Origin of the sequence: Ramlibacter sp. 2FC (assembly GCF_005503345.1) — a bacterium.
GTDB lineage: Bacteria > Pseudomonadota > Gammaproteobacteria > Burkholderiales > Burkholderiaceae_C > SCMQ01.
Genome location: NZ_SCMM01000089.1, coordinates 1 through 9,846, shown reverse-complemented (window position 1 = coordinate 9,846; position 9,846 = coordinate 1). Strand labels below are relative to the sequence as shown.

Annotated in this window: 13 protein-coding genes; 2 read left to right on the top strand and 11 right to left on the bottom strand. The window is 69.0% G+C overall.

The window, feature by feature from the left end; translation table 11 throughout:
* Positions 1–158: 158 nt before the first annotated feature.
* From rplS to rpsP, 4 genes are all read right to left on the bottom strand, one after another.
* Positions 159–536 (bottom strand): 50S ribosomal protein L19, encoded by a 378-nt coding sequence (gene rplS, locus FFS10_RS21870; RefSeq protein WP_137896710.1) that lies wholly within the window; start codon positions 534–536, stop codon positions 159–161.
* A gap of 134 nt (positions 537–670) precedes the next feature.
* Positions 671–1,435, bottom strand: a complete 765-nt coding sequence (trmD, locus tag FFS10_RS21865) for a tRNA (guanosine(37)-N1)-methyltransferase TrmD (protein WP_137896709.1) — start codon at positions 1,433–1,435, stop codon at positions 671–673.
* A 27-nt stretch (positions 1,436–1,462) separates the two neighbouring features.
* Positions 1,463–2,026 carry a ribosome maturation factor RimM gene (gene rimM / locus FFS10_RS21860; protein ID WP_137896708.1) on the bottom strand — a complete coding sequence of 188 codons (564 nt, stop codon included), beginning with the start codon at positions 2,024–2,026 and terminating at the stop codon, positions 1,463–1,465.
* Between the two features lie 6 nt (positions 2,027–2,032).
* Positions 2,033–2,284, bottom strand: a complete 252-nt coding sequence (rpsP, locus tag FFS10_RS21855) for a 30S ribosomal protein S16 (RefSeq protein WP_137896707.1) — start codon at positions 2,282–2,284, stop codon at positions 2,033–2,035.
* A 166-nt stretch (positions 2,285–2,450) separates the two neighbouring features.
* Here rpsP and FFS10_RS21850 point away from each other — a divergent pair, with 166 nt between their 5' ends.
* Together FFS10_RS21850 and FFS10_RS21845 are read left to right on the top strand one after the other, a co-directional pair.
* Positions 2,451–2,975 carry a GNAT family N-acetyltransferase gene (locus FFS10_RS21850; RefSeq protein WP_137896706.1) on the top strand — a complete coding sequence of 175 codons (525 nt, stop codon included), beginning with the start codon at positions 2,451–2,453 and terminating at the stop codon, positions 2,973–2,975.
* On the top strand, positions 2,972–3,418 hold the full coding sequence (locus FFS10_RS21845) for a TM2 domain-containing protein (protein WP_137896705.1): 447 nt from the start codon (positions 2,972–2,974) through the stop codon (positions 3,416–3,418). The genes FFS10_RS21850 and FFS10_RS21845 overlap by 4 nt, the downstream gene beginning before the upstream one ends.
* 39 nt (positions 3,419–3,457) lie before the next feature.
* Here FFS10_RS21845 and FFS10_RS21840 read toward each other — a convergent pair whose 3' ends face one another.
* The 7 genes from FFS10_RS21840 to FFS10_RS21810 form a co-directional block, all read right to left on the bottom strand.
* Positions 3,458–4,468, bottom strand: coding sequence for an inorganic phosphate transporter (locus FFS10_RS21840; RefSeq protein ID WP_137896704.1), 1,011 nt, complete (start codon positions 4,466–4,468; stop codon positions 3,458–3,460).
* A gap of 18 nt (positions 4,469–4,486) precedes the next feature.
* Positions 4,487–5,134 carry a DUF47 domain-containing protein gene (locus FFS10_RS21835; protein WP_137896703.1) on the bottom strand — a complete coding sequence of 216 codons (648 nt, stop codon included), beginning with the start codon at positions 5,132–5,134 and terminating at the stop codon, positions 4,487–4,489.
* Positions 5,135–5,236: 102 nt separating this feature from the next.
* Entirely contained in the window at positions 5,237–5,713 is a 477-nt protein-coding gene (folK, locus tag FFS10_RS21830) for a 2-amino-4-hydroxy-6-hydroxymethyldihydropteridine diphosphokinase (RefSeq protein WP_137896702.1), read from the bottom strand.
* Positions 5,710–7,293, bottom strand: coding sequence for a polynucleotide adenylyltransferase PcnB (gene pcnB, locus FFS10_RS21825; protein ID WP_137896701.1), 1,584 nt, complete (start codon positions 7,291–7,293; stop codon positions 5,710–5,712). The genes folK and pcnB overlap by 4 nt, the downstream gene beginning before the upstream one ends.
* On the bottom strand, positions 7,290–7,964 hold the full coding sequence (locus FFS10_RS21820) for a histidinol-phosphatase (protein WP_137896711.1): 675 nt from the start codon (positions 7,962–7,964) through the stop codon (positions 7,290–7,292). Before FFS10_RS21820 ends, pcnB begins: the two co-directional genes overlap by 4 nt.
* An 11-nt stretch (positions 7,965–7,975) precedes the next feature.
* A complete protein-coding gene (hda, locus tag FFS10_RS21815; RefSeq protein ID WP_137896700.1) occupies positions 7,976–8,662 on the bottom strand; it encodes a DnaA regulatory inactivator Hda in 687 nt (228 codons plus the stop codon).
* A complete protein-coding gene (locus FFS10_RS21810) occupies positions 8,643–9,755 on the bottom strand; it encodes an AI-2E family transporter (RefSeq protein WP_137896699.1) in 1,113 nt (370 codons plus the stop codon). The genes hda and FFS10_RS21810 overlap by 20 nt, the downstream gene beginning before the upstream one ends.
* Positions 9,756–9,846 lie beyond the last annotated feature (91 nt).

Below are 9,846 nucleotides of genomic sequence, written 5' to 3'. Positions count from 1 at the left end.
TCCCCACACTCGGTCACCCTCATGCAGTTGCGCTTCGCTTCGTTCGCTGTGATCAACTCACGGGAGGACTTGCACCTCCAAGAGTGCGCCCGTGCCGGGCGCACAGAAAAAAGCCGCCTGGGCTGAGCGCAGGCGGCTTTCGCTGGAACGGCGTGCGCTCAGGCGGCGACGGCCTTGGCGCGGTTCGGCAGCTTTTCCTTGATGCGGGCCGACTTGCCGCTGCGGTCACGCAGGTAGTACAGCTTGGCGCGGCGCACATCGCCGCGGCGCTTGACCTCGATGCTGGCGATCAGCGGGCTGTAGGTCTGGAAGGTACGCTCCACGCCTTCGCCGCTGGAGATCTTGCGCACCGTGAAGCCGCTGTTGAGGCCGCGGTTGCGCTTGGCGATCACCACGCCTTCGTAGGCCTGCACGCGCTTGCGGTTGCCTTCGACCACGTTGACGTTCACGATGACCGTGTCGCCGGGGGCGAATTCGGGGATGTTCTTGCCGAGACGGGCGATTTCTTCCTGCTCGAGGGTCTGGATCAGATTCATGTTTACCTCATACGATCATGCACGCGCTACGCTGAAGGCGGCAAGGGCGAAAGCGGTGGTGCTGCGCCCTCTTCTTGAATGCCGCGGCCGGCAGAGGATCGAAAAGCCTTGGATTATAGCAAGTTGCGCCGGGCTCAGTCTTGGGCGGCGGCCAGGCGGGCCAGCAGGGTCTCGTCGACCCGGCTCAGCTGGCCGGCCGCGCGGGCCGCGTTGATCAGGTCGGGGCGGTGCCGGGCCGTGATCTCCAGGCGCTGATCGCGGCGCCAGCGCTCGATCTGCGCATGGTGGCCCGACAGCAGCGCCGGCGGCACGGGCGCGCCCTGCCAGCTCTCGGGCCGGGTGTAATGCGGGCAATCCAGCAGGCCGTCGAGCGCGGGGTTGAAGCTGTCGAGCTGGTGGCTGCCCTGGTCGTGCAGCACGCCCGGCTGCAGGCGCGCCACCGCGTCGAGCAGGGCCATGGCCGCAACCTCGCCGCCCGAGAGCACGAAGTCGCCCAGGCTGATCTGCTGGTCCACGTAGGCGTCGATGAAGCGCTGGTCTATGCCCTCGTAGCGGCCGCAGACCAGGATGGCGCCCTGGCTCTCCGACCAGCGCGCCACGCTGGCATGGTCGAGCTTGCGCCCGATCGGGGAGAACAGCACCACGGGCGCAGGCACGGACTCGGCGCGCTCGGCGCGTATGGCCTCCAGGCAGCGCCGCAGCGGCTCGGCCAGCATGACCATGCCGGGGCCGCCGCCGAAGGGCCGGTCGTCGACGCGGCGGTAATTGCCCTCGGCGAAATCGCGCGGCTGCCACAGCCGCACCTGCACCTGGCCGCTCTCGTAGGCGCGGCGCGTCACGCCGCTCGCGAGAAAGGGCGCGAACAGCTCGGGGAACAGGGTGATGATGTCGAAGCGCATGGCCACGGGCCCCAGCCGATCCAGAATTCAGTAATCGGGCTGCCAGTCGACCGTGATGCGCCGGGCTGCAAGATCGACGCTGTCCACGTAGGCCGAGACGAAGGGGATCATGCGCTCCAGCGTCTTGTCACCCTCGGCGTAGGCCAGCACCAGCACGGTCTGGGGGCCGGTGGACATCAGGTCGCGCACCTGGCCCAGGGCCACGCCCTCGCGGTTGACCACGTCCAGGCCGATCAGGTCGACCCAGTAGTACTCGTCCTGGCCGGCGCTCGGGAAGCTCGAGCGCGGGACAAAGATGCGCGCCCCGCGCAGCGACTCGGCGGCATTGCGGTCGGGGATTTCGTGCGCGCAGGCCACGACCGTGTCGGCGTGGTCCTTGGCTTCCTTGATCGACAGGCGCACGGTGCCGGCAAAGGTCTTGGCCCCCCGCTCGGCGGGCTGCAGGTACCAGCGCTTGGAAGAAAAAAGCGCCTCGGGCGAGGCGCTGTGGGGCAGGACCTTGAACCAGCCCTTGACGCCCCAGGCGTCCTGGATCCGCCCGACCTCGATGGCGTCTGCCGGCAGTTCGGCAGGCTCAAGAACGGGCAGCATCTGGGATCAGGCCGCCTTCTTGGCCGCTTGATCGATCAGGCGACCGACCGTGGGCGAAGCCTGGGCGCCGACACCCTTCCAGTAGGTCAGGCGGTCCTGGGCAATGCGCAGGCCCTCCTCGCCTTCCACGGCGATCGGGTTGTAGAAGCCGATGCGCTCGATGAAGCGGCCATCGCGGCGCACGCGCTTGTCGGCGACCACGATGTTGAAGAAGGGACGGCCTTTGGAGCCGCCGCGGGAGAGGCGAATAACAACCATGATTTATCCTATGGGTGGTGTTTCGAGCCGCAATCAAAACGATCCCGTTCCCGGCCGGCCTAGGCCTCGCTTTGATTGCAGCTCGAAGTCAATTTTTCCAGCGTTTGAGACACGCGACATGGCCACCCGGCCAGCGACACACTGAAAAGCTCTCTATTATAGCCCCATGCCCCTGATCCGCCCCAGCCGCGACGAGGACCTCGCCGCCATCACCGCCATCTACGCCCACCATGTGCTGCACGGCACGGGCACCTTCGAGATCGATCCGCCCGGCGAGGCCGAGATGGCGACGCGCCGCGCCGACGTGCTGGACAAGGGCATGCCCTGGCTGGTGGTCGAGGACGGCGGCCAGGTCACGGGCTTCGCCTACTGCAACTGGTTCAAGCCGCGCCCGGCCTACCGCTTCTCGGCCGAGGACTCGATCTACCTGGCGCCGCACGCCAAGGGCCTGGGCCTGGGCCGCGCCCTGCTGGCCGAGCTCTGCGCGCGGGCCGAGCGGGCCGGCGTGCGCAAGCTGATCGCCGTGATCGGCGACTCGTCCAACACCGGCTCGATCGGCGTGCACCGCAGCAACGGCTTCAGCCCGGTCGGCGTGCTGAGCTCCTGCGGCTGGAAGTTCGGGCGCTGGCTGGACGTAGTGCTGATGGACAAGGCCCTGGGCGCCGGGGACACGACTTCGCCCGAATCATGAAGAACAAGACCCTGGCCGCCTGGCTGGCCTTTCTCGGCGGCCCCCTGGGCCTGCACCGCTTCTACCTGCACGGCCTGGCCGACCCGCTGGGCTGGCTGCTGCCGATTCCGACCGCGCTGGGCCTGTACGGCATACAGCGGGTGCAGCAGTTCGGCCAGGACGACTCGCTGAGCTGGCTGCTGATTCCGCTGCTGGGCTTCACGATCGCGGGCTGCGCGCTGCGCGCCATCCTGTACGGACTGATGACGCCCGAGCGCTGGAACGCGCGCTTCAACCCCCAGGCGCCGGCCGATGCCGCGCCCGGCCGCACCGGCTGGATCACCATAGGCGCCATCGTGGCCTCGCTGATGATAGGCACGGCCGTGCTGATGGCCAGCATCGTGTTCAGCTTCCAGCGCTACTTCGAATACCAGATCGAGGAAGCGCGCAAGATCTCGCAGTAGGCGGGGCCGAGAGGCCATGCGGCCTCTGATGCGGTCGGCTCAGTACAGCTGCAGGCTCAGCCAGTAGGCGCAAGCGGCGACGAAGGCGCTGGCCGGGATCGTGAGTATCCAGGCCCAGACGATGTTGCCGGCCACGCCCCAGCGCACGGCACTGGCGCGCTGCGTGGAGCCCACGCCGACGATGGCGCCGGTGATGGTGTGGGTGGTCGACACCGGAATGCCCAGGGCCGTGGCCAGGAACAGCGTCATCGCGCCGCCGGTCTCGGCGCAGAAGCCCCCGACCGGCTTGAGCTTGGTGATCCTCTGGCCCATGGTCTTGACGATGCGCCAGCCACCGAACATGGTGCCCAGGCCGATGGCGAGGTAGCAGGAGACGATGGTCCAGGTGGGCGGCGAGGCGTCGCTGGCCGCGGCGTAGCCGGTGGCGATCAGCAGCATCCAGATGATGCCTATGGTCTTCTGCGCATCGTTGCCGCCGTGACCCAGGCTGTAGGCGCCGGCCGAGGCCAGCTGCAGGCGGCGGAACCACTTGTCGACCTTGTTGGGCCGCGTGCGGCGGAACAGGTTGGCCACCGCCACCATCATCAGCGAGCCCAGCGTGAAGCCCAGCAGCGGCGAGACGAAGATGAAGGCCACGGTCTTGAGGATGCCGGCCGCCAGCAGCGCGTCCACGCCGCCCTTGCCAATCACCGCGCCCACGATGCCGCCGATCAGCGCGTGCGAGGAGCTGCTGGGTATGCCGTAGTACCAGGTGATGACGTTCCAGGTGATGGCGCCGACCAGGGCGCCGAACACTACATGGGTGTCCACCACCCCGGGCTGCACGATGCCCTTGCCCACCGTGGCGGCCACGCTGAGGTGGAAGATGAAGATCGCGACGAAGTTGAAGAAGGCGGCGAACACCACCGCCTGGGTGGGCTTGAGCACGCCGGTGGAGACCACGGTGGCGATCGAGTTGGCCGCGTCATGAAACCCGTTCATGAAGTCGAAGGCCAGCGCGAGCAGCACCAGCAGGATCACCACCCAGAGGGCGGCCTGTACCGTTTCCATGCCTGCTGTCCGCCCTGATCAGGAGTTCTCGAGGACGATGCCCTCGATCTGGTTGGCCACGTCCTCGCACTTGTCGGTGATGGTCTCGAGCAGCTCGTAGATGGCCTTGAGCTTGATCACCTCGCGCACGTCGGGCTCCTCGCGGAACAGCTTGCTCATGGCGCTGCGCATCACGCGGTCGGCGTCGGACTCGAGCTTGTCGATCTCCTCGCAGGTCTTGAGCGCGGCCTCGGCCGTGGCCTGGTCGGCGATCTTGTCGAGCAGCTTGACCGCGTCGCGCACGCGCTCGCAGCACTTGAGCGAGAGGTCGGTCAGGCGCGAGATCTCCTCGGTCATGTGGCGCACGTCATACAGCGCCATGGTCTCGGCCGAGTCCTGGATCAGGTCGGCCACGTCGTCCATCAGGTTGATCAGCGCGTGGATCTGCTCGCGGTCGATCGGCGTGATGAAGGTGGTGTGGATCAGGCGGTTGACCTCCTGGGTCACGCGGTCGGCCGAGCGCTCGGCGTTGTCCACGTCCTGGTTGAATTTTTCGCGCAGGTGGGGGTCGTTGTAATGGGCCACCAGCTGCGAGAAGGCACGAGCCGCCTCGACGATGCGGTCGGCATGCTGGTTGAACAGTTCAAAAAAATTGCCCTCCTTGGGCAACAGCTTGCCAAACAGCATGGCGAACTCCTGAATGGGTGATGACGTCAGAAATGTGACGATTTGATGACTGGCCGGGAGTGTAACCGCCCAGCCCGACCGGCACGGCCCGCGGCCCGGCGCTCACAAGGCCGTGATGGACTGGTCGCCCACCGCCGCCAGGGCCGGGGCGGGCACGCGCTCGGGCGCGATTTCGGCCAGCGGCAGCAGCACGAAGGCGCGCTCGCCCATGCGCGGGTGCGGCACGGTGAGCCTGGGGCTGGCGATGCGGGCTTCGCCGTACAACAGCAGGTCCAGGTCCAGCGTGCGCGGCGCGTTCGGGTAAGGGCGCTCGCGCCCGGCGGCCTGCTCCAGGGCCTGCAGGGCCTGCAGCAGCTCGGGCGCCGGCAGCCGGGTCTCGAGCTCGGCCACGGCGTTGATGAAATCCGGGCCGCTGGCCTGGTGGGGCGCGCTGCGGTACAGGCGCGACCGGCTGAGCAGCCGCGTGCCGGGCAGCCGGCCCAGCGCATCCAGCGCCTGGCGCACGCTGGCCGCCGCGTCGCCCAGGTTGGCGCCCAGGGCCACATAGGCGCGCACCGGCTCGCGTGCCGGTGTGGTCAACCGGCCTCCGGCTGCGGCGCGCCGCCACCCGCCGGCTTGCGGCGGCGCCGGCGGCGCTTCTTGGCGGGCGCGTCGCCGGCCCCCTCGGGCGCGCCTTCGGCCTCCGGCATCATGTCTGCCGTACCCGCCGCGGTGCGGCCGTCCGGCCCGGCGTCGCCGGCGGCGGCAGGCGCGCGGTGCACGCGCGGCGCCCGGGGCTCGCGCGGCTTGCGCTGGTGCTCGGCCTTGACCTGGGCCACCAGGTCCTCGCGCGCCGCGTCGTCGGCCAGGCTGAACTCCTGCCACCAGTCGGCCAGCGTGTCGTCGATCTCGCCCGCGTCGGCGCGCAGGCGCAGGAAGTCGAAGCCGGCGCGAAAGCGCGGCTGCTCGACCAGGCCGAACGGCGTGCTGCCCACGCGCTTCTCGAAGCGCGGCTGCATCATCCAGATCTCGCGCATGTCGGCGGCCAGCTTGCCGCGGCCCGAGACGTCGCCGATGCGCGCGTCGAACACCTCGTCGATCGCCTCCTGCAACGCCGGGAACGGGTGCTGGCGCTGCGCCAGGCGGCGCGACCAGCCCTCGCGCACGTCGGCCCACAGCACGCAGGCCAGCAGGAAGCTGGGCGCCACCGGCTTGCCCTCGCCGACGCGGCGGTCGGTGTCGGCCAGAGCAGCGCTGACGAAGGGCGCCTCGGCGCGCTCCACCACCACGTCCAGCAGCGGGTAGATGCCCCTGGCCAGCCCCAGGGCCTGGAGCTGAGCCACCGTGGCCACGGCATGTCCGGTCTGCAGCAGCTTGAGCATCTCGTCGAACAGCCGGCTCTGCGGCACGTCGGCCAGCAGGTCACGCATTTCGACCAGGGGCCTGGCGGTCTTGGGCTCCAGCGTGAAGCCCAGCGGCGCGAGCTTGGCGGCAAAGCGCACGGCACGGATGATGCGCACCGGGTCCTCGCGGTAGCGCGCGGCCGGGTCGCCGATCATGCGCAGCATGCGCTTCTTCGCGTCCTGTATGCCCTTGTGGTAGTCGACCACGACCTGGGTCTCAGGGTCGTAGTACATGGCGTTGATGGTGAAGTCGCGGCGCGTCGCGTCCTCGTCCTGAGGGCCCCAGACGTTGTCGCGCAGCACGCGGCCGCTGGCGTCGACCGCATGGTGCAGCCCGGCCAGCTCGCTCTTGCTGGTGCGCTCGTTGCCGCTGACCTGCTCGGCTGCGGCGTTGTCCATGTAGGCGCGGAAGGTGGAGACTTCGATCACCTCGTGCTCGCGCCCGCGGCCATGGACCACGTGCACGATGCGAAAGCGCCGGCCGATGATGAAGGCGCGGCGAAACAGGCCCTTGACCTGCTCGGGCGTGGCGTTGGTCGCCACGTCGAAGTCCTTGGGACGCAGGCCGACCAGCAGGTCGCGCACCGCGCCGCCGACGACATAGGCCTCGAAACCCGCGGCCTTGAGCGTGCGCACCACGTTGACCGCGCGCTCGTCGACCAGGGAGGGGTCGATGCCATGGCTCTCGACGCCGACCTCCACGCGCTTGCCGAAGCTCGGTCTGCCGGCCTTGGCCGAGGGCTTGCCGAGCAGCTTGTCGATGATTTTCTTGATCATGAATGCGAGGGGAACAGGTCGAGAATGTGCCAGCCGCGTTGCTGGGCCAGAGCGCGCAGGCGCGGGTCGGGGTTGGTCGCCACCGGGCGCTGGGCCTTCTCCAGCAGCGGCAGGTCGTTCATGGAGTCCGAGTAGAAACTCATCTCCACATCCTGCCAGTCTAACCGGCGCGCCGACAGCCACTCGGCCACGCGCGTGACCTTGCCGTCCTTGAACGAGGGCGTGCCGCGGATCTCGCCGGTGATCCAGCCGTCCGGCCCGCGCTCGAGCTCCACCGCGATCAGCTCGTCCACGCCGAAGGCCTGGGCGATCGGTCGGGTGACGAATTCGTTGGTGGCGGTGACGATCACCACCTGGTCGCCGGCCTGCTGGTGCTGGCGCACCAGGGCCTGCGCCTCGGGCCGCAGCTGCGGCCCGACCACCTCGCGCATGAAGCGCGCATGGGCCTCGGCGGCCTTCTGGGCCCCCTGCAAGCGCACCGCTTCGGTAGCAAAGCGCACGTAGTCATGGATGTCCAGCGTGCCGGCCTGGTAATGGGCGAAAAACTCGTCGTTCCTCTGCCGGAACGCATGGGGGTCGGTCCAGCCGATGTCGGTGGTGAACACGCCCCAGGAGTAGTCCGAATCGATCGGCAGCAGGGTGTGGTCCAGGTCGAACAAGGCCAATTTCACTTTGTCGGAACTCACTCGTTCTCCAGCATGGATTTGATCAGCGGAATGGTGATGGCGCGCTGGGTCTGCAGCGCGTAATGGTCCAGGTGGTCGAGCAGCTGCATCAGGCTGCCCAGGTCGCGCGAGAAGCGGTTGAGCATGAAGTCCATCACCTCGTCGCCGAGGAACACGCCGCGCGCGTCGGCCTGCTGGCGCAGCACGGCGCGGCGCGCGGGCTCGTCGAGCACCTGCAGCGCGAACACATGGCCCCAGCCGAGCCGGGTGCGCAAGTCCTCGCGCAGGGCCAGGTCGGCCGGCGGCAGCTCGCCCGCGGCCAGCACCCAGCGCGGCTTGCCAGCGCTGGGGGTCAGGGCGTTGACGAACCAGTTGAAGGCCTGGTGCTGCTGCTCGGCGTTGTACAGGTGCACGTCGTCCATCAGCACCGCGCTCCAGGCCTCGTCGAACTCGGGCGGCTCGCGCAGCCCGGCGTCCAGCCAGCCGCAGCTCGCGCCCTGCTCGCGCAGCGCCTCGCGCACGCTCTTGAGCAGATGCGTCTTGCCGCTGCCGCTGTCGCCCCAGAGGTAGGTCGGCACCGGCGCGCGCTGGGGACTGGCGGCCCACAGCTGCACGTGGCGCAGTGCGGCCTCGTTCGGGCCGGCAAAGTAGCTCGACAGCGTGGGCCCCGTGGCCAGTCCGATATCAAGCGCGATCTGTTTCATGCGTGCTCACTGGATTCAAGGCGGTTCCCTGGTAGAGGCGGCTTTCCATGTAGCCCTGGCGCAGGCGGCGCATCGCCACCAGCAGCACGGCGCTGGCCGGCAGGGCCACCAGCACGCCGACGAAGCCGAACAGCTGGCCGAAGGACAGCAGCGCGAAGATCACGGCCAGCGGGTGCAGGCCGATGCGCTCGCCGACCAGGCGCGGCGTGAGGAAGAAGCTCTCGATCAGCTGGCCCAGGCCGTAGACCACGCCGACCATGACCAGGGCCTTGGCCGAGGCGAACTGCAGCAGCCCGGCCAGCAGGGCCAGCACCAGGCCCAGGCCGAAGCCCAGGTAGGGCACGAACACGGCCAGGCCGGTGAAGACGCCTATGGGCACGGCCAGGTCCAGGCCGAACAGCGCCAGGCCGGCGCTGTAGTAGACGGCCAGGGCCAGCATCACCAGCAGCTGGCCGCGCAGGTACTGGCCGAGCACGGCGTCGGCCTCGTCCATGAAGCGGTCGTAGGCCTCGCGCAGCGGCAGCGGCACCAGCTCGACGGCGCGCGCCACGAAGCGGTCCCAGTCGAGCAGCAGGTAGAACAGCGCCACCGGGATCAGCACCGCGTTGCCGACCACCGCCAGGGCCACGCTGCCGCCCAGCTTGAGCGAGGACAGCAGCGAGGCGAGCAGGTCCTCGCTGTTGGTGTTCAGGTACTTGAGCAGCAAGGCCTTGAGGCTGGCCAGGTCCAGCGACACGCGCAGGCCGAACTGCGCCAGCAGCGGCCTGAGCCAATCGCCCAGCCGGTCCAGCAGCAGGGGCAGCTGCTCGCGCATCAGCGGCAGCTCCTTGCTCAGGATGGGCACGACCAGCAGCACCAGGCCTAGCGCGGCGATCAGGAACAGCAGTTCCACCGACAGCACGGCCAGCACGCGCGGCAGGCGTCCGCCCCACCAGGCGTCGAGGCGCCGCACCAGCGGGTGCAGGGCGTAGGCCAGCACGGCGGCCACCACGAAGGGCGTGAGCGCCGGCGCCAGCAGCCACAGCACCAGGGCGCACAGCATGACGATGGCGGTCCAGCTGGCGGCGCGTTTTTGGGTGGATGTGAACTGCATGCAGAGGTGGCGAAAAGGGGGCGGAGGGCGAACCCGTAAAATCAGGGGCAAATTTTAGACCGCTCGCCCCGACGAGCTTTCCACACCGCCC